The organism is Thalassospira sp. Z349TD_5 (assembly GCF_056173045.1).
On record NZ_CM149654.1, the window covers coordinates 1,444,342 to 1,461,746 of the forward strand.

A 17,405-nucleotide genomic window follows, 5' to 3' on the forward strand; every position below is an offset into this window, starting at 1 on the left:
TGTAAAATAAACTTGATTTAGGTCAGTCTTGCTTGCCAAATAAGGGCAACAAAGCTGACCTAAAGAGAGTTGCCATGACCGTCCAGTGGAATGATTTGATTGTGCGCGATGCCCGTGCACTGACCGCATCGGAAATCCGTGATTTGCTCAAAGTGGCGGATCGGCCGGAGATTATTTCATTCGCGGGCGGTGTGCCTGATCCGGACCTGTTCCCGCTTGATGCCTTTCACGCGGTCTATGACGATCTGACACAGGACGACGCGGCCGGTCGGCGCAGCCTGCAATATTCCATCAGCGAAGGTTTGCCCGCCCTTCGGCACTGGATCGCCGATGACCTTGCGTTAAGCGGGGCGCCGCGCAGCATTGAAAACATCCTGATCACCAATGGTGCGCAGCAGGGGCTTGATATGCTGGCCCGCTTGTTGTTGGAGCCGGGGCGCGAAATCGTGGTCGAAAAGCCAAGCTACCTTGGCGCGATGCAGGCCTTTTCGATGCGCCGTCCAACCTATGTCGGGGTCAATATGGATGCCGATGGTCCGATGATTGCCGAACTTGATGCGGCCTTTGCCGGTGGTGCGCGTATTGCCTATCTTGCGCCGGATTTTCAAAACCCGACCGGGCGATCCTATACGCTGGAACGCCGTTTGGCCGTGCTTGAAACCGCACGCAAATACGGGGCGGTAATTTTGGAAGATGCGGCCTATTCCAAGCTGTCCTATGAAGGCGATGTTTTGCCTTCCTTACTCGCCCTTGATGACATCGGGGATGATCAAGGCGCAGGCACAGTTATTCAACTGGGCACGTTTTCCAAAACACTTGTACCCGCCTTGCGTATTGGCTGGGTCTGTGCGCCGAGCCCGGTGATTGAACGGTTGGTTCTGATCACGCAGGCCGGTAATTTACATGTCTCGACAATCAATCAGGAAGTCGCCCTGCGCGCGGCCCGCAAACTGTTCCCGGATCACCTTGATACAGTACGAGATGCCTATCGGGCAAAGCGCGATACCATGCTGGCGGCCATGGATGAATTTATGCCAGGTACCGTGTCTTACACCCGCCCCGAAGGCGGCATGTTCATTTGGCTAACTTTGCCTGAAAACATCGATAGCCGACAATTGCTGGCGCAGGCCTTGGAGGATGCCAAGGTTGCCTTCGTCCCCGGACAGGCATTTTTCTGCGATCATTCCGGGCGCAATACCGCCCGGCTGAGCTTCGCCACCGAAAAGCCGGATCGCATCCGTGACGGGATCGAACGCTTGGCATTGTTGGTCTGCCGTGTGCACAATCAATCATAACGTGCGATCAAAGAAGTCCGGAGGATCAAAATGAACATCCAACGCAATGCCTCAAAACCCACCGTCAAAGGAAACGCCGATTATTTTACCGGGCAAGTACGCCTTGATAATCCGTTTCAAACAACCGATCCCGCGCGGGTTGGCGGGGCCACGGTCACGTTTGAGCCGGGCGCCCGAACGGCATGGCACACCCATCCGCTGGGCCAGACCATCATCATCACCAGTGGCCTTGGCTGGGCGCAGCGCGAATGCGGTCCGCGTGAGGAAATCCGCCCCGGCGATATCGTCTGGTTCGAACCGGATGAAAAGCACTGGCACGGTGCAACCGACACAACCGCCATGACCCATATCGCGATTGCAGAAGCGTTAAATGGCGTTGCGGTCGATTGGCTCGAAAAAGTGACAGATGACGATTATCTGACCGAACGCGGATCATAACATCGCCGATGAAAAAAAAAGCCCGGCAGCAGGAGAAATCCGTGCGGCCGGGCTTTTGCTGTTGTTGAGGAGGACTTGTTAAGCCTGCCCCATCATCGCCCTAAGCAAAAGCGACGCCGCGCCGAGAACAAGGATGCTGCCGACATAAAGGCCCGCAAACCACAGTACCCGTCGTGCTTTCGGTGATTTAACCTGCACCATCAATGATACCCCTCATCCCCGACCTTGCCGCGAAACACCCAATAGGCATAAGCGGTATAGGCAAATATCACCGGCAACAATATCGCTGCCCCGACCAGCATGAACGACAGGCTGTTATCCGGGGCAGCCGCCTCGCGGAAGGTGATCATTGGCGGCACGATGTTGGGATAAAGCGTGATGCCAAACCCAAGGTAACTGAGGAAAAATATGCCAAGCGTGATGCCAAACACCGTTTTTTCCCGGTGCGATACCGCATGCCAAAGCCAGAATAAAAGGGCTGCGGTGATCAACGGAATTGGGGCCAGCATCAGCATGTTGGGCATGTCAAACCACCGCGTGGCATAGGCCGGATTAACATAGGTGGTCATCAGCGACACCACGCCAAGATTGGCCGCCATCCAGATCACGGCCGGTTTGGCAAGGCGGCGCAGGCTGCCCTGAAAATCGCCTTCCATTTTCATGATCAACCAGCCGGTACCAAGAAGCGCATAACCGACCACAACGGCGGTGGCGCAAAAGATCGAAAACGGGCTCAGCCAATCCATCGCCCCGCCAACAAAACGGCCATCTTCAACCGCAATGCCCTCGATAAATGCGCCCAGCATGGCACCCTGCATGGCTGCCGCAATGAGGGACCCGGCCGAAAAGGCAAAATCCCAGTGTTTTTGATGGTTCTGGCTTTTGAACCGGAATTCAAACGCCACCCCGCGAAACACAAGGGCCAGCAACATGGCAAAAACCGGAATGTAAAAGGCCGTCATCAACAATGAATACGCCTTGGGAAAGGCGGCATAAAGTCCGCCACCGCCCAGCACCAGCCAGGTTTCATTGCCGTCCCAGATCGGGGCGACGGTATTCATCATCCGGCCACGTTTTTTAGGATCCTTGATGACGGCAAACAGAATGCCAATGCCAAGATCAAAGCCATCAAGCGTGACATAGGCAAACACCGCAACCGCAATCAAAAGAACCCAGATAAGCTGATAATCCATGATTATTCTCCTGCCTGCGGGGGATTATGGGCGGCAACGGTGCGGCCACCGGCGCGCAGAACTTCATCCTTTGGCGCATGTGCATGGCGCGGATCATGGTTCATGGCACGCAGGATATAGGCCGTGCCAACCCCAAAAACGATGGTATAGACAATCACAAAGGCAATTAGTGATCCGGCAATGGCGGTCGGCGCAATCGGCGATCCGGCGTCCGACGTGCGCATCACCCCATAGACCACCCATGGCTGACGCCCGATTTCGGTGGTGAACCAGCCCGCCAGAATGGCGATAAAGCCACTTGGCCCCATGACAAGGGCAAAGCGATGCAACCATACGCAGCTAAACAGCGTTTTACGCAAACGGGCAAACAGGCTGATCACACCCAGCAATGCCATCAAAATCCCCATGCCAACCATCACGCGGAACGTCCAGAAAACGATGGTCGCATTGGGGCGATCTTCGGGGGCGAAGTCCTTTAACCCGGTAATCTTGCCGTCCCAGTCATGAGTCAGGATCATCGACCCCAGTTTGGGAATTTCCAGCGCATATCTGGTTTCCTCGGCCGCCATGTCAGGCCAGCCAAACAGGATCAACGGCGCGCCATTCTGGGTGTCAAAATGGCCTTCCATCGCGGCAACCTTGGCCGGTTGATGTTCAAGGGTGTTAAGCCCGTGCATGTCACCAGCGACAATCTGGATCGGGGCGACGATGGCCGCCATCCACATCGCCATGGAAAACATGATGCGGGCCGGGCGGTTTTGCCGATCACGCAGCAAATGCCATGCGCCAACCGCACCAACCACAAGGGCGGTCGTCAAAAAAGCGGCAAGAACCATATGGACCAAGCGATACGGGAAGCTTGGGTTAAAGATTGCATCCCACCAACTGGTTACAACCGCACGGCCATTTTCGATTATGTAACCATCAGGCGTCTGCATCCAGCTGTTGGCCGATAAAATCCAGAACGCCGAGAATAATGTGCCAACCGCGACCATGGTTGTCGCGGTGAAATGCAGTTTCGGGCCAACACGGTTCAACCCAAACAGCATGATGCCAAGGAAGCCGGCCTCAAGGAAAAAGGCGCTGAGCACTTCATAGGCCATCAACGGGCCAATGACCCCGCCGGTGAATTCCGAAAACGGTCCCCAGTTGGTGCCAAACTGATAGGACATCACAATGCCCGACACCACGCCCATGCCAAACGCCAGGGCAAAGATTTTCACCCAGAATTTATACAGCGCAAGATAGGCGTCATCGCGGGTGCGCAGCCAAAGGGCCTCAAGCACAAACAAAAAGCTGGCAAGCCCGATGGTGAACGACGGGAATATGATGTGAAATGAGATGGTAAAGGCGAACTGAATGCGTGCCAGTATTTCTGCATCAAGCATGGCCATGGTCCTTTTGGTAGACGAAGCCTGTGGACAAACCCACGGTTCCTGCTGTTTGCAGGGCACTCCTTGAAGGACGGGGATACGGAATTGTTCAGGCATCCACTGTCCCGGATTTTGTCCGTTCCAAAGACCGATAGAATCTTATTTGCACCGCCGCATTGCGCATTCTCAATTTACACTTGAAAAAATGTGAAATCTGCGCATTGACCCTCTTAATTGGTGCTGGCAAGGCACAGTTTCTCCAACGCCAGCGAACTTTGGGTTTGTTTGCGTTCCTTGTGACGCAGCACCATGAATTTGCGCGGCGGGATCGGGAAACTGGCACGGGCAAGACGCCCTTGAGCAATCAGGGAACTGACGGCAAATTGCGATACGGCGGTGGCTCCCGATCCGCTTTCAACCGCGGTGATCACGGCTTCGTTGCTGGGCAGGGTCAAGGCGGTTTTTAGGCGCGCCGGATCAACACCCAAATCACGCAACGTATTTTCAAATTCCGACCGTGTCCCGGACCCGGCTTCGCGCAGGATCCAGCTTGACTGGGTTACCAGTGCCTGCGGGGTGAGGGGGCGACCATCGGCCCACGGGTGCTTCGGGCCGACGACAATGACAAGGGCGTCTTCGGCGACTTCGCGCTTGGCCAGCGCCGGTTCATCGATATCACCTTCGATAAAACCGATATCGGCCGCCCCGCCGCGTACCGCATCCGATACGGTTTTGGTATTGCCGATGGTCAGGTGAATTTCAATGCCGGGATACTGGTCATGAAATTTCATCAGGAACGGTGGCAGCCAGTAACTGGCAATCGTCTGACTGGCATACACATTCAAATCACCACGTTGCATGCCACCAAGTTCTGCAAGGGTGAGTTCGGCTGCGCGTGCGCGCGCCAGTGTTGCCTTGGCTTCATCCAAAAACAGTCGCCCGGTTTCGGTCAGTTCAATCCGCCGTCCCACCCGGTTAAACAGGGCCACGCCATAAAACCCCTCAAGGTTCTTGATTGCCGAACTGACCGCCGATGGGGTCAGGCCAATCGCCTCGGCCGCGCGGGTTAAATGTTCGCGCTCCGCGACGGCGACAAAGATATGGAGTTGTTCGAGCGTCATCATGGCATTGGCCTGTTCGATATCATGGTTGGATATAATCATTAGATTTTATCGAATGAAATATGAATTTTTATTCGATGGAAGTAAATGATTGAGCGTGTGATTTTCGGCTTGTCCCTAAATCACAGGCAAAACATGTTTTTTAACGCCCGCATCAAACCAGTCCTGCCCGGACTTATGCTGACCCTGCTGGTTGCCTTTGTGGCCAAGCTGGCAGAGCATGCCGAGCATGTCTTTATGGGGCGTGGTTGGGTGGAAAGTCTGGTCTTTGCCATTTTGATCGGGGTGCTGGTGCGGTCGATCTTTGGCTTGGCGCCCGTGTTTTGTGCGGGCGTGCAGTTTTGCGCCAAAACCGTGCTTGAGGTCGCCATCGTTTTGCTCGGTGCATCGATCAGTACGCAGGCAATGAGCAATGCGGGCGGGGGATTGATTGCGGCGATCATTGCCACGGTCTGCATCAGCCTGTTTGTCAGTTTCCATATTGGCCGCGCACTTGGCCTGTCAAAGCAACTGTCGATGCTGGTGGCGTGCGGCAACTCGATTTGTGGTAACTCGGCGATTGCCGCAACTGCCCCGGTGATTTCGGCAAAGTCTGATGATGTTGCCGCGTCGATTGCCTTTACCGCCGTGCTGGGTGTGCTGTTTGTCTTTGCCTTGCCGTTGGTTCATGTCGCGCTTGGCTTATCGCCAGCACAATACGGCATCTTTTCCGGGCTTACGGTTTATGCCGTGCCGCAGGTGTTGGCTGCCACGGCACCGGCGGGTGCGCTTGCCGTGCAGGTTGGCACATTGGTCAAGCTGATCCGGGTTCTGATGTTGGGGCCGGTGATTTTTACACTGGCCCTGATGGGGGGACGGCAAAACAATATCCGTCTTCCAATCGCGCAGGTCGTGCCGTGGTTCATCATTGGCTTTATCGTGATGATGGCGTTTCGTTCGTTCGGGATATTGCCCGACATTGCATTGGCACCCATGCGCACGGCATCTTCGTTCTTGACGATCCTTGCCATGGCGGCATTGGGTTTAAGTGTTAACATCAGAAGCGTGATGCATGTTGGTGGTCGGGTAATTGCCACAGCCATTCTGTCCTTGCTGGTGTTGTGCACGCTTGGCTTGCTGGTATTGATAATCCTGACCTGATAGCAAAAAGGACCGACGCCGTTTAAACCGGCGTCGGCCCTTTGCTTGTTCATGTCGCAGCTACACCTGCCAGATTATTGCATGTAGGTGTTGCTGTCGTTCATGACGATGATCGAAGATGCAACAAGCTCGCGTTCTGTGAACAACCCAGCTGCGTCCATTTCCCCGGCGACCGAAATGCGGTCCCCGGTTTGGATTTTCTGATGGGCCTGACCATCCGCACTATTTTCCGGTACTTCGCTGGAATCAACAGTGATGGTTGTGTGGCCCGTGGAAAGGGCTATTTCGTCTTCACGAACTTCTGTCACTTCGCCCGTAAGCGTCACCCACTCTTCACCAGTTGCAAGGCCGTTGCTGTTGACAAAGCCAGTACGGTCTTCACCGTTGGTGTAATAGGCACCGCGCTCAGGCAGGAAGATTGACGTGGCAACGACTTGTTTGTCGGTGAAAAATCCTTCGGAAACCTCACCGTTTACCCGGACCTGATCTCCTGTCCGGACAAAGCCCTCGTCGAACCAGTCATAATCAGACATGTCGACTGCAATTTCGCCATCGCCATAATTCATCGTGAACTGGTCACCGGTAATTTCTTTTACGGTGCCCGAAAGATGAACAGATTCCGACTCATTAAGAGTGGCGCTATTTTGCTGCATCGACTGTTGGGTTTCATCAGGGACCTGAGGATTATCTTTCTGCTGGCCTGCGGCCAAAGCGGGCGTTGCCCCCAGTGTAAGTGCAGAAAGGGCGGTCAAAGTAATCATTGAGCGGCGCATGATAAATGCTCCTTTTCTCATGTTGGAATTCATATCCGGGCGCTTGGCGTCCCGGGGTCGATTTCCAATTGCAGAACTCTTGCCGCCGCCTGTTTGTTCCAAATTTTTATACCTTGCAGGGGGCATAAAAAGCAGGGGGCATAAAAAAAGCCCGCTGCCCTGGTGGGGACAGCGAGCAAGGAGGAAGATGCCACGGAAACATGAAGAGGCATCTTCTGGCATTGGTTGGATATGTCATCGGGGTAGCGATAACGTCCGCGCAATGCCGTGGGTAGGGAGAATATCCATCGTCGCAGTGTGATGTTGGCCATCTGGCGGTTCATCAAACCGGTTTAGCTGTCGATTGGTTCCTTTTCCTCGGCGGCTTTCAACGCCTGCCATTCGGCATCGCTAAACACCCGTGACCGGGTTAAAAAGCGTTTGCCTTCCGGCCCTTCGAGCGAAAACATGCCGCCGCGTCCATCGACAACGTCAATGATTAGTTGCGTGTGCCGCCAGTACTCGAACTGTGCGCGGCCCATGTAAAACGGGCTGCCGTCAATCTCGCCCAGAAGCACATCCTGATCACCGGTTTTGAACTCACCATCGGGAAAGCACATCGGCGCACTGCCATCACAACACCCGCCCGACTGATGAAACATCAAGGGACCGTGAATGGATTTAAGCTTGCCGATCAGTGCAATGGCCGCATCGGTTGCGGTGACCCTGTCAGGTGTTTTGTCTGATCTTGTCATCTTCACCTCTGTCTTTCGGAAAGGTGACCGGACGCGGAATGGTGGTTCCGCGTCCGGCTGGGAATAAACCCGTTAGATCAGAAGAAGCCCATCGGTTTTGGATCGTAAGACACCAGAAGGTTTTTGGTCTGCTGATAGTGGTTCAGCATCATCTTGTGGTTTTCACGCCCGATGCCCGACTGTTTATACCCGCCAAAGGCCGCATGGGCCGGATAAAGGTGATAACAGTTGGTCCAGACACGCCCGGCCTTGATGTTCCGGCCAAACCGATAGGCACGCGTGCCATCACGGGTCCACACACCAGCGCCAAGGCCATAAAGCGTGTCATTGGCCAGATGAAGGGCCTCGGCATCGTCCTTAAAGGTGGCGACCGATACCACCGGACCAAAGATTTCCTCCTGGAAAATCCGCATGCGGTTATGGCCCTTAAAGATCGTCGGCTGGATATAGAAACCATCCGACAAATCCCCACCAAGATCGGCCTTATCGCCGCCGCAAAGGACTTCGGCACCTTCTTGTTTGCCGATATCAAGGTAGGAGACGATTTTTTCCATCTGCTCATTTGATGCCTGTGCACCCATCATGGTGTCGGTATCAAGCGGGTTGCCCTGTTTGATGTTGGCAACGCGCGACAGGACCGTATCCATGAACTTGTCATAGATGTTTTCCTGAATAAGGGCGCGCGACGGGCAGGTGCAAACCTCCCCCTGATTAAGGGCAAACATCGTAAGGCCCTCGGCGGCTTTCTGACGGAAATCATCGTCAGCAGACATGATGTCATCAAAGAAGACGTTGGGGGATTTGCCACCCAGTTCCAGTGTGACCGGAATGATGTTTTCCGATGCATACTGCATGATCAGACGCCCGGTGGTGGTTTCACCGGTAAAGGCGACCTTGGCAACCCGGTTGCTTTGCGCCAATGGCTTGCCTGCTTCAACGCCAAAGCCCTGCACGACGTTCAGCACACCTGCGGGCAGTAAATCACCCACCAGTTCCAGTAACACACAGATCGATGCCGGGGTTTGTTCGGCGGGTTTCAGGACAACACAGTTACCTGCTGCCAATGCGGGGGCGAGTTTCCAGACCGCCATCAGGATCGGGAAGTTCCATGGAATGATTTGCCCGACAACGCCAAGTGGTTCGTGGAAGTGATAGGCAACCGTGTTGTCGTCAATTTCGCCCAATGACCCTTCCTGTGCCCGGATGGCACCGGCAAAATACCGGAAATGATCAATCGCCAGCGGGATATCGGCCGCCATCGTTTCACGCACCGCCTTGCCATTGTCCCATGTTTCGGCAACCGCCAGCATTTCAAGGTTCTGTTCCATGCGGTCGGCGATTTTATTAAGGATATTGGCGCGTTCCGTGACCGATGTTTTGCCCCATGCCTCGGCCGCGGCGTGACCGGCATCAAGGGCCTTTTCGATGTCCTCGCTTGAGGACCGGGCGATTTCGCAAAATACCTTGCCATTCACGGGCGAGACATTTTCGAAATACTGGCCTTTGGTCGGCGCGATCCATTCACCGCCAATATAGTTTTCATAGCGCGATTTGAAGCTGACGACGCTACCGGCATCATTTGGATTCTTGTAGATCATTTTGGTTCCTCCGAGATCCACAGGCGATTTTTTCGCCCGTTTTTTAATTGTGACCCCACCAGTCCCGCAAAGGTCATGCCATTTGGGTGTCGCACGCCGGATCAGACAAAAAACGATGCTTTTTCAGGTGGATGGATGACTTCTGAAACGGAGGAGAGTGTTTGGGATGTGCCCGTTTTCTTGGCGCATGTGGAGCAAATTGTTCCATTTATGGAACAGGTGCGATTGCGCGGTGGATTGGGTCTGAAACGGGTTGGCGTGACAGGGGTTTGATGTGGTAATATCTGGCCTGTGATCGGATGCGGCATAAGCCGCGCACCGGACGTTCCGGGTCAAAACGCCGACGCAAGGGAGATAACGTCTATGTCAGGAAATTTTTCCGGCGGACGGATTGAAGCCGCCTTGCAGCTAAGCGGTGCGGCCCAAAATCGTGCAGTCCTTGAAAGCTGGCAACGGTGTGAACAACGCTTTGGTCTGGCCCACGATACATTGCGCCGTCCCGAAGTCATGCCCGAAAGCCAAACCCGGCAGCTGCGTGACCGCAACGGGCGGCTGTATCACCATGCCCATGATCTGGTGCGGACGCTCTATCGCAAGATTGATGCATCGGGCTATGCGGTGTTTCTGACTGATAATAAGGGTGTAATCCTTGACAGTGTGGCGGCCCATTCGTTGCTGCCAGCCTTTCGCACCAACGGCCTTTTGCCCGGTGCCGTCTGGAGCGAGGAACGCGAAGGCACCAACGGCATTGGCACCTGCATTGTTGAAGGTCGCGCGATCACCATCCACAAGGATGAACATTTCCTCTCCCAGCATTCTGCCCTGACCTGTACCGCCGCCCCGGTGTTTAGCCCCGATGGCGATGTCTGTTCGGTTTTGGATGTTTCCGCTGTGCGCGATGATATTAAACGCACCGATTGCCTGCGGGTGCGCGGCATGATTGCCGACTATGCCGAGGCGCTTGAACGCATCCTGTTTTTTGACGAGCGGGCAGGTGACATTATCCTGCACCTTCACCCCGAAGCCCAGCATGTCGGATCAACCCGCGATGCAATGATTTCCATCGCGCCGGATGGCACGATCAGTGGGGCGACATCCATGGCGCGCCGTATCTTGCGCGCCGCCAGCAGTTCCAGCGATATTCGCGATGTCTTTGAAATGGATGTCGATAGTTTGTTGGCAAAATTCGCCAATCAAAGTGCCGGTCGCAAACATCTTCATGCTGATATTGGGCGTGATCAGGCCGATCCAGCCATGGCGGTCAATATTGCCGGGGGCGGGGTGTTGTTTGGCAGTATCACCTTGCCCGAAAAACTGCGCCGTCAGTTTGTCGGGCGGGCAACATCAATGCCCATGCCGGTCAAACCGGTGCGCGCAACCACGCCCGAAACTGAAATGCCCGACCGTGATCCGGCGTTGCGCCGTATCTTTGATATCGGATCGCGACTGCATGCGCGTGATATCAACATCTTGATGTCGGGTGAAACCGGCAGCGGCAAGGAATATCTTGCCCGTCACATCCATGATGCGGCGGTGGGCAAATCACGCAATTTCGTGGCGATCAATTGCGCGGCCCTGCCAGAAGGGCTGATTGAAAACGAACTGTTTGGTCACGCCGGTGGCGCCTTTACCGGGGCGGCGCGCGATGGCTTTGGTGGGCGTATCCGCGAAGCCAATGGCGGCACGCTTTTTCTTGATGAAATTGGCGATATGCCGCTGACAGCTCAGGGGCGGCTGTTGCGGGTTCTGGAAAACCGCACGATTGAGCCGTTGGGCAGTACAAAATCAGTCCCGGTCAATTTCCGCCTGATGTGCGCCAGTAATGTTGATTTGGCCAAGGCGGTGACGAACGGCACGTTCCGCGAAGATTTGCTCTATCGGATCAAGGGCGCGCGCCTTGCGGTTCCGGCTTTGCGTGAACGCAGCGATCTTGCCGACTTGATCACCCGGTTGCTGGGCAGCATGGCCGCCAACGTCGCTTGTGATGATGAAGTTCTTGCCATGCTGGTCGCACACCGCTGGCCGGGTAATGTGCGCGAGTTGCTCAATGTGTTGCAATATGCCTGCGTCTTTGCCGAAAACGGCGTGATCCGCCGCGATCATTTGCCCGATGATTTCAAAGTCATGGCGTCAGAGGCCGATGCCAAGATGTCGCCAATACAAACCATGAAACACGCCGAAGAGGTTGCTTTACGTCAATTGCTTGATGACCAGAAATGGCACATCAGCAACACCGCCAAATCCTTGGGGATTGGCCGCAATACCCTCTATCGCCGCATGGCGCGACTGGGCATCGAAAAGGCCTGATTTTTCTTTGATGGTTGCGCGGGGGCATCGGGTGACGCCGTTTTCTGGGGGCAAGTCGTTCTTTATAGAAGGTTTTCATTGTAGAATGCACCGTTATTGTTTTAAGTAACGGCAGGGTTTTACAGGATTATTTTATGTGTGGAATTGCCGGTTTATGGCTATCTGGGCAAGGTGACGCCAGCCGATTGCACGATACTGTTTCGCGCATGAATGCCGCGTTGCATCACCGCGGACCTGATGGCGGTGATGTCTGGTGTGACACGGAAAACGGGCTGGCCCTTGGTCAGCGCCGTTTGGCAATTATTGATCTTTCCGATGCCGGTAAACAGCCGATGCATTCGGCCAATGGCCGCTATGTCATGGTCTATAACGGCGAGATTTATAATACCGAAGAACTGCGCCAGAAACTTGCCAGTGCCAACATCGCATGGCGCGGCCATTCCGACACCGAAGTCATTGTTGAATGTATTGCCCATTGGGGCGTGCGCGAAACGGTCAAGCGCCTGATTGGCATGTTTGCCATCGCGCTTTGGGACCGGAACGCCAACAAGCTGACTCTGGTGCGCGACCGTTTGGGGATCAAGCCGCTTTATTGGTCGCGCTATGACGGCAATATCGGCTTTGCATCCGAGGTCAAAGGGTTGCTTGCGGGCAACGCGATTTCGCGTGAAGTCAATCATTCCGGGCTGGAAGCCTATTTACGGTTTGGCTATGTCCCGTCCGGCCATTCGATCTATGCCCACGCCAAGATGCTCAAGCCCGGTCATATTCTTGAAATTACCGGGCACGATCAGGCATCCGAGTTTGCCTATTGGTCGGTCGAGGATGCGGTTTTAAATGGCCAAACCCACGCCTGGAGCGGGGATGATCAAAGTGCGATTGACGCCCTTGAAGATTTGCTACGCGATGCGGTTTCGCGTCGCATGGTCGCCGATGTTCCGCTCGGCGCGTTTTTATCGGGCGGGATTGACTCATCGACCATCGTCGCCCTGATGCAATCGGTCTCCGACCGTCCGGTTAAAACATTTTCGGTCGGCTTCGAAGATGCCGCCTTTAACGAGGCGGCCTTTGCCGGGGAAGTGGCGCGTCACCTTAAAACCGATCATACCGAACTTTATGTCACCCCGCAGGACGCACTTGATCTGGTGCCAAAGCTGTCGGAAACCTATGACGAGCCATTTTTTGACAGCTCCGCCATCCCGACCTATCTGATTTCCGCCCTGACCCGTAAGGAAGTCACCGTGGCGCTGTCGGGTGATGGCGGGGATGAGACATTTGGCGGCTATACCCGCTATCTTTGGGCCCGCCAATTAAGCAAGGCCGCAGGCAGCATTCCGTTTGGCGCCTCCATGGTCGCCCGTATGCTAACCATGTTATCGCCCGAACAGTGGGACAATTTGGTCGGGCTGGTGCCGGGCGGGCTTGCGACCAGTGCGATTGGCGATAAAATCCACAAGGCCGCGCCTTTGCTGGCGATCAAGGACGATCTCGATCGCTATCACGCGCTGTTATCGCTGTTTGACACCGACAAATTGCTTGGGCGTCGCGAGGGCCGCAAAAAAATCCGCGTGCCGGGCGAAAAGTTCTGTCGCAACCGCAATCTTGATTACGTGTCCTCGATGCAGGTCATGGATACGATGATGTATATGGTCGATGACGTGCTGACCAAGGTCGACCGCGCATCGATGGCCAATTCGCTTGAGGTCCGCGTGCCGTTCATCGATCACCGGGTGATCGAATTTGGCTGGCGCCTGCCGGCACATTTAAAGCTGAACGGGTCGGTCGGCAAATATGCCGTGCGCCAGATTCTCTATAAATACGTGCCGCGCGAAATGATTGATCGGCCGAAAACCGGCTTTGGTGTGCCACTGGCACAATGGCTGCGCGGGCCGTTACGCGAATGGATGGGCGACCATCTGGCCAATGATGCGCTGTATAATGATCTTGGGCTGGATCGCCGCTATATCGACCGCCTGCATCAGGAACATATGTCAGGCCGTCGCAACTGGGGTCATCAGCTTTGGACCATTGCCATGTTGTCTGACTGGCAACAACGCTGGCTGACATAACCATCTGATACCCGTCCATTTCTGTTGTGCGTTTAAACCCGTCTGCCTGTCAGGCGGGTTTTTTGCCTTTTTTCATTCGCGAAATTTACCAAAACAGGCCGGTTTTTGATGTCATACGGTACGTGTGTCTTCATGGGTTCCATTCCCTCAATCGCAAAAATGTCACAATTCGAAACTTGTAAATTTTCGAAAATGAACTATTTATGGCGATACCAACCCATCAAACGCAGAGAGAACCGCAATGCCCGGCACGTCAAATTCTGGCACATCAAACTCCGGCACATCAAATTACGATCTGATCATCATCGGTGGCGGCATCAATGGGGCCGGGATTGCCCGTGACGCGGCCGGGCGCGGCCTGAAGGTCTTGCTGTGTGAACAAAATGATCTTGCCAGTGCGACCTCCTCGGCCAGCACAAAGCTGATCCACGGTGGTTTGCGCTATCTCGAACATTATGAATTCCGTCTGGTGCGCGAAGCCCTGACCGAACGCGAAGTTCTGCTGGGCAATGCGCCGCATATCATCTGGCCGCTGCGGTTTGTTCTGCCGCACCGCAAAGACCTGCGTCCGGCATGGATGATCCGCTTGGGCCTGTTTTTATATGACCACCTTGGCGGGCGTAAAAAACTCCCCGCATCCAAGGGCATTTCATTTGCGTCCCATGTGGCGGGGGAGCCGCTGCGCGAAGATGTCACCAAGGGCTTTGTCTATTCCGATTGCTGGGTGGATGATGCCCGTCTTGTGGTGCTCAACGCCATGGATGCCCGTGAAAACGGGGCCGAAATCCTCACCCGCACCAAATGTGTCGGGGCCACGCAAAATGACGGGCAATGGAACGTCACCCTCCGCCGTGCGGACGATCAGAATGACCGCGTTGTCATCGGCAAAATGCTGATCAATGCCGCCGGGCCGTGGTGTGCCGATTTGATCAAACCCGATGGCGGCGCTGTGCAATCCAAAACCAAGGCGAACATTCGCTTGGTCAAGGGCAGCCATATTGTGGTGCCCAAACTGTTTGACCACGACTATTGCTATATCTTCCAGAATGGCGATGGCCGGATTGTCTTTGCCATTCCCTATGAAAATGACTTCACCCTGATCGGCACCACCGATGTTGATTTCACCGGTGATCCATCAACGGTCAAAATCGATCAGGACGAAGTTGATTATCTGTGCAAGCTCGCCAGCGGCTATTTCAAAAAATCCGTCAGCACCGATGATGTGGTCTGGACCTATTCCGGGGTCCGTCCGCTCTATGCCGGCAATGGCGACGGCGAAAACGCGTCAAAGATATCGCGTGACTATACGCTAAAACTCGAAGCAAACAGCGGCGATGCGCCCGCCCTTCATGTCTTTGGCGGCAAAATCACCACCTATCGCAAACTGGCCGAGCACGCATTGCAGATCATCTCGGACCAGCTTGGCCATAAGGATCAACCCTGGACAGCATCCGCACCGCTTCCCGGTGGCGATTTGCCCAATGCATCCTTTGACGATGCATATGACGTCTTTGCCAAACGATATAGCTGGCTGCCCACGGCACTGCTTACCCGCTTGCTGCGGCTTTATGGCTCCCGGATCGAAACCATTTTAGGAACGGCAAACGCCCTTTCTGATCTTGGGCCGTGCTATGGCCATGACCTGTATGACGCCGAAGTGCGCTATCTGATCGATCAGGAATGGGTGCGCGACCTTGATGATCTGATCTGGCGCCGCTCAAAACTGGGCTTGCGGTTAACTGACGATCAAAAGGCCGTGCTGCAAAAACGACTGGCGGGCGCACAAGCCGACAAGATCGCCGCAGAGTAACTGTTACCCTGACGGCAATCGGAAAAAGGGCGTTAGCCGACAGCTTTTTCAACGCCGGTTTCGATCAGATTTGCGTGTGTTTCGGGGGCGCTGTCATGTCATCGCGTTCCGCCGGTGGGGTGTCGATGTCTTTTTGCATGACCGTGACATCCAGCGCGCGATAGCCAAGATGACGGTAAAAGTCCTGCGTCTTGCTGTTTTCCGAGCGCACCATCAATTGCATGCGCCAAACCCCTTGATCGCGCAGCCAGTTTTCACCGATCTCCATCAATTTCCGACCAAGTCCCGATTTTTGTAAATCCGGGGCAACGGCAAGATAGTAAATCCAGCCACGATGGCCATCGTGACCGGCCATCACCGATCCGATGATGTTATCACTGTTATCTTCCCACACCAGCAAGGTTGCCTCTTTGGATTTAAGGGCAAACCGGACATCCCATTCTGGCGGGTTATAGGGGCGATAAAGGCCGGTTTCCTGCCACAGGTTTGAAATGGCGGGGATATCGGCCTCGGTGGCGGTTCTTGGGGCGGGTTTGATGGTGGGGTCCGACAGCGTGTTGATCATGATGGCGCAATTCATTTCAGGTCAAAGAAAAGAACCATGATGTCACCCCCGACCGAGGTCAAATCGAAAAAATTCAGACATTACACTATCCTTCTCATGCCCCGTTTATCTTCGCGTGCCACGTAAAACGCCCCTGAGGCGAAAACCTCAGGGGCGTCGGGGACAGGTTCGGGGTATCGGTTGGGAGAAAACCCCCGAACCTTGGGGTGGGGTCGATCTAAGCCGTTAACTGATCGGGCGTCCGGTCACACGGCTCAGTTCCATTTCGCGGACAATATCGCCCGCCTTGTTGGTCACCGTCGCGACGTAGGTGCCACGATCGGTTTGCGAAATATTGCCAAGTTTAAGCTCCCCCTGGCCAAACCGGATCACCATGGCCTGGGCCAGCGTATTCATCTGCGCGTCGGTAAACGAACGGTCAAAACGTGCCTCCTTGTCCGGGCGCGGCATCAGTTTGCGAAGCGACCGGCGCTCACCGTGATCAAGGCGTCCTTTTTTGGCGTCAAACCTGACAACGTCCACCAGATCGCCCGCACCATTCACCAGCAAAACATCGATTTTGCCGGGTTCTTCTGCCAACAACGCGTCACCGATTTTAAGGTCGTCACCACCGGACCGCAAAAGCATCGCATCAACAAGAATGCGCGCTTCGTCAACGCTAAGCGGGGTTGCACGTTCGCGGTGCTGTTTGCCAAACATGCCGCGCTTGTCATGGTCACGGTGCTTGCCATCAAACCCGAACTCCTTGAATTGGCCTTGCTCAAGCATTCTGCCGCCATGATGACCATCACTACCGGCATAGGCCGATGCAACTGGCAGTGCGATCAAAGTTGACGCAATCAGGGCCGCGGCGATTTTAAGGGATGTTTTGCGTTTCATCGGAAACCTCGTTTGGGTGGGGGATAACGTTTGTCGAGGTCTGTTATGACGTCTGTTTGTCGCGAAATGATCCCGCAAACAGGGGAAATTGGTCGCAACAATTATCAAAA

The 17,405-nt window shown here is 54.8% G+C and carries 15 protein-coding genes; 6 read left to right on the forward strand and 9 right to left on the reverse strand.

Going from position 1 to position 17,405, the window contains the following annotated elements; genetic code table 11:
* Positions 1 to 74 precede the first annotated feature (74 nt).
* Both AC0VXT_RS06445 and AC0VXT_RS06450 read left to right on the forward strand, forming a co-directional pair.
* Positions 75 to 1,295, forward strand: coding sequence for an aminotransferase-like domain-containing protein (locus AC0VXT_RS06445; protein WP_475547973.1), 1,221 nt, complete (start codon positions 75 to 77; stop codon positions 1,293 to 1,295).
* A gap of 30 nt (positions 1,296 to 1,325) precedes the next feature.
* Positions 1,326 to 1,733, forward strand: a complete 408-nt coding sequence (locus tag AC0VXT_RS06450) for a (R)-mandelonitrile lyase (RefSeq protein ID WP_475547974.1) — start codon at positions 1,326 to 1,328, stop codon at positions 1,731 to 1,733.
* Between the two features lie 78 nt (positions 1,734 to 1,811).
* Here the strand turns inward: AC0VXT_RS06450 and AC0VXT_RS06455 are convergent, their stop codons facing one another.
* From AC0VXT_RS06455 to AC0VXT_RS06470, 4 genes are all read right to left on the reverse strand, one after another.
* Entirely contained in the window at positions 1,812 to 1,934 is a 123-nt protein-coding gene (locus AC0VXT_RS06455) for a DUF2474 family protein (protein WP_475547975.1), read from the reverse strand.
* Positions 1,934 to 2,926, reverse strand: coding sequence for a cytochrome d ubiquinol oxidase subunit II (cydB, locus tag AC0VXT_RS06460; protein ID WP_475547976.1), 993 nt, complete (start codon positions 2,924 to 2,926; stop codon positions 1,934 to 1,936). Before cydB ends, AC0VXT_RS06455 begins: the two co-directional genes overlap by 1 nt.
* A gap of 2 nt (positions 2,927 to 2,928) precedes the next feature.
* Positions 2,929 to 4,314 (reverse strand): cytochrome ubiquinol oxidase subunit I, encoded by a 1,386-nt coding sequence (locus tag AC0VXT_RS06465; protein WP_475547977.1) that lies wholly within the window; start codon positions 4,312 to 4,314, stop codon positions 2,929 to 2,931.
* A gap of 215 nt (positions 4,315 to 4,529) precedes the next feature.
* A complete protein-coding gene (locus AC0VXT_RS06470) occupies positions 4,530 to 5,462 on the reverse strand; it encodes a LysR family transcriptional regulator (RefSeq protein ID WP_475547978.1) in 933 nt (310 codons plus the stop codon).
* A gap of 93 nt (positions 5,463 to 5,555) precedes the next feature.
* On the opposite strand from AC0VXT_RS06470, the gene AC0VXT_RS06475 reads away from it, so the two are divergent.
* On the forward strand, positions 5,556 to 6,560 hold the full coding sequence (locus tag AC0VXT_RS06475; RefSeq protein ID WP_475547979.1) for a YeiH family protein: 1,005 nt from the start codon (positions 5,556 to 5,558) through the stop codon (positions 6,558 to 6,560).
* A gap of 74 nt (positions 6,561 to 6,634) precedes the next feature.
* Here AC0VXT_RS06475 and AC0VXT_RS06480 read toward each other — a convergent pair whose 3' ends face one another.
* The 3 genes from AC0VXT_RS06480 to adh form a co-directional block, all read right to left on the reverse strand.
* Complete coding sequence (locus AC0VXT_RS06480) at positions 6,635 to 7,555, reverse strand: hypothetical protein (RefSeq protein ID WP_475547980.1); 921 nt, start codon at positions 7,553 to 7,555, stop codon at positions 6,635 to 6,637.
* A gap of 110 nt (positions 7,556 to 7,665) precedes the next feature.
* Positions 7,666 to 8,067, reverse strand: coding sequence for a DUF779 domain-containing protein (locus tag AC0VXT_RS06485; protein WP_475547981.1), 402 nt, complete (start codon positions 8,065 to 8,067; stop codon positions 7,666 to 7,668).
* A 77-nt stretch (positions 8,068 to 8,144) separates the two neighbouring features.
* Complete coding sequence (gene adh, locus AC0VXT_RS06490) at positions 8,145 to 9,665, reverse strand: aldehyde dehydrogenase (RefSeq protein ID WP_475547982.1); 1,521 nt, start codon at positions 9,663 to 9,665, stop codon at positions 8,145 to 8,147.
* A 363-nt stretch (positions 9,666 to 10,028) separates the two neighbouring features.
* Here adh and AC0VXT_RS06495 point away from each other — a divergent pair, with 363 nt between their 5' ends.
* The 3 genes from AC0VXT_RS06495 (at position 10,029) to glpD (ending at position 15,851) form a co-directional block, all read left to right on the forward strand.
* A complete protein-coding gene (locus tag AC0VXT_RS06495) occupies positions 10,029 to 11,972 on the forward strand; it encodes a sigma-54-dependent Fis family transcriptional regulator (RefSeq protein ID WP_475547983.1) in 1,944 nt (647 codons plus the stop codon).
* Positions 11,973 to 12,157: 185 nt separating this feature from the next.
* The gene (gene asnB, locus AC0VXT_RS06500) at positions 12,158 to 14,041 is read left to right on the forward strand and encodes an asparagine synthase (glutamine-hydrolyzing) (RefSeq protein WP_475547984.1); all 1,884 of its coding nucleotides are present in this window, start codon (positions 12,158 to 12,160) and stop codon (positions 14,039 to 14,041) included.
* 241 nt (positions 14,042 to 14,282) lie between these two features.
* Complete coding sequence (glpD, locus tag AC0VXT_RS06505) at positions 14,283 to 15,851, forward strand: glycerol-3-phosphate dehydrogenase (RefSeq protein ID WP_475547985.1); 1,569 nt, start codon at positions 14,283 to 14,285, stop codon at positions 15,849 to 15,851.
* A 64-nt stretch (positions 15,852 to 15,915) separates the two neighbouring features.
* Here the strand turns inward: glpD and AC0VXT_RS06510 are convergent, their stop codons facing one another.
* Both AC0VXT_RS06510 and AC0VXT_RS06515 read right to left on the reverse strand, forming a co-directional pair.
* On the reverse strand, positions 15,916 to 16,416 hold the full coding sequence (locus tag AC0VXT_RS06510; protein ID WP_475547986.1) for a GNAT family acetyltransferase: 501 nt from the start codon (positions 16,414 to 16,416) through the stop codon (positions 15,916 to 15,918).
* A 225-nt stretch (positions 16,417 to 16,641) separates the two neighbouring features.
* Entirely contained in the window at positions 16,642 to 17,295 is a 654-nt protein-coding gene (locus AC0VXT_RS06515; protein WP_475547987.1) for a hypothetical protein, read from the reverse strand.
* Between the last annotated feature and the right edge of the window lie 110 nt (positions 17,296 to 17,405).

Coding starts and splice junctions, on each gene's coding strand:
- AC0VXT_RS06465 (WP_475547977.1), bottom strand. CDS start 4,314: ATGCTTGATGCAGAAATACTGGCACGCATTCAGTTCGCCTTTACCATC.
- AC0VXT_RS06510 (WP_475547986.1), bottom strand. CDS start 16,416: ATGATCAACACGCTGTCGGACCCCACCATCAAACCCGCCCCAAGAACC.
- cydB (WP_475547976.1), bottom strand. CDS start 2,926: ATGGATTATCAGCTTATCTGGGTTCTTTTGATTGCGGTTGCGGTGTTT.
- AC0VXT_RS06480 (WP_475547980.1), bottom strand. CDS start 7,555: ATGCCAGAAGATGCCTCTTCATGTTTCCGTGGCATCTTCCTCCTTGCT.
- AC0VXT_RS06475 (WP_475547979.1), top strand. CDS start 5,556: ATGTTTTTTAACGCCCGCATCAAACCAGTCCTGCCCGGACTTATGCTG.
- AC0VXT_RS06445 (WP_475547973.1), top strand. CDS start 75: ATGACCGTCCAGTGGAATGATTTGATTGTGCGCGATGCCCGTGCACTG.
- AC0VXT_RS06470 (WP_475547978.1), bottom strand. CDS start 5,462: ATGATTATATCCAACCATGATATCGAACAGGCCAATGCCATGATGACG.
- glpD (WP_475547985.1), top strand. CDS start 14,283: ATGCCCGGCACGTCAAATTCTGGCACATCAAACTCCGGCACATCAAAT.
- AC0VXT_RS06485 (WP_475547981.1), bottom strand. CDS start 8,067: ATGACAAGATCAGACAAAACACCTGACAGGGTCACCGCAACCGATGCG.
- adh (WP_475547982.1), bottom strand. CDS start 9,665: ATGATCTACAAGAATCCAAATGATGCCGGTAGCGTCGTCAGCTTCAAA.
- AC0VXT_RS06450 (WP_475547974.1), top strand. CDS start 1,326: ATGAACATCCAACGCAATGCCTCAAAACCCACCGTCAAAGGAAACGCC.
- AC0VXT_RS06495 (WP_475547983.1), top strand. CDS start 10,029: ATGTCAGGAAATTTTTCCGGCGGACGGATTGAAGCCGCCTTGCAGCTA.
- AC0VXT_RS06455 (WP_475547975.1), bottom strand. CDS start 1,934: ATGGTGCAGGTTAAATCACCGAAAGCACGACGGGTACTGTGGTTTGCG.
- AC0VXT_RS06515 (WP_475547987.1), bottom strand. CDS start 17,295: ATGAAACGCAAAACATCCCTTAAAATCGCCGCGGCCCTGATTGCGTCA.